The following is a 1,307-nucleotide window of genomic DNA, read 5'->3' on the forward strand; positions in this document are numbered from 1 at the left end:
GGCAGTCAGATCGTCAGGCAACTCCACAGTTCCGCCGTTCGCGGCGAGCGCGCCGTCCAGGACAATCAATGTTCCGCCTTTCCGGACAAATTCGGCCGCGCCGGCCAGGGCTTTTTCGTCCATCCAGTCGGTGGCCGGCACGAGCAGTTTTTCGTATCGCATGGGCCCGACCACCAAACAGCCGTTTTCCATCCGGCCGCCTTCTCCGGCCAGAATGTCATCGTCCACAAAGTCAAATTCACATTGGCTTTGCAGAAGCGTTTCCGCCAGGCGGTCATGGCGTTCAACGGCCTGCTCGCCGGTCCGGCCCCCGGCCCAGATACTGCGCACATCATAATAAACGGCGGTCTTGCAAAGCGGCCGGCCGCGGGACAAAAGATATCCCAGGCGGGCGGCATATTGATGGAAGGCATTGACATATTTCCAGAGCGGATGATATTTCCCGAAATGGGGCCGGCAGCCGACCATGAAATGATCGCGGGTGGAATAGGGGTAATTGGAGCAGACCAGCATGGTGGCGCCGCGCGCATATTGCTGGTCAAGCGCCCATTTCATCTCGGCCAGAGTCAGCCCGCTGCCGTATGCGGCATATGATTCGGTCATGACAAGCGGCTGCCGCATCTGTCTCCCGACCGAGGATGCGTATTTGACGAAATGATGACTGCGTTTGTCCGGGAACAACTGGCGCCAGATGGCGTCAACGGCCGGCAGATCCAGCGCGCGCAGGGAACGCAGAATATGCCCGTAGCCGTAAATGACGTTGCCCTTGGGGTCGTCGTCCCCGCCAAAATGACCGCCGGAAAGCAGGTTGTGCCGCCGGCACCAGTCGCGCAGGGGCAGCAGATAACGCTCCACAAATAATCGCGAGCGCGCGTCAAAATAGTCAACCCGGGCGCGCAACTCGTCGTTTTTGCCGTCCGCCGGCTCAAAAAGACAGGGGAGATAAGGGAGAATGTCATATCCTTTCAACTCCCGGAATTTCTCCCGGAAATCCGGGGTCCAGGTCAGTTGGTCGGAGTTGGCATAAATCATGGAAGGCTCGTCTGTAAAGGCGAAGCGGATCGTTCCGCCGAACCAGCGCCCAAGATGTTCGGCCAGCCGGTCGTGCGTGATCCGGATGAATGTTTCAACCGCCTTCGGGCTCAGCACGTTCGCATATGGAGGCATGCCGGGCCGTTCATCAATTTTTTTTGCGTAATAAACGCGGAACACGGAGTCCCCGGGAAGTTCTTGAATTGTCTGGCCGGCGAAAAACAGTTTCCATCCTTCGGGAGCGCGGATTGCCGCGCAGAGCACGTCCGGCGGGA

1 protein-coding gene is annotated in these 1,307 nt (G+C 58.8%); it reads right to left on the reverse strand.

Features of this window, described 5'->3' with window-relative positions; translation table 11 throughout:
* On the reverse strand, positions 1 to 1,307 hold a 1,307-nt coding region (locus tag PHP98_12180; protein MDD5484386.1), incomplete at both ends, for a glycosyl hydrolase.

The organism is Kiritimatiellia bacterium (assembly GCA_028715905.1).
GTDB lineage: Bacteria > Verrucomicrobiota > Kiritimatiellia > JAAZAB01 > JAAZAB01 > JAQUQV01.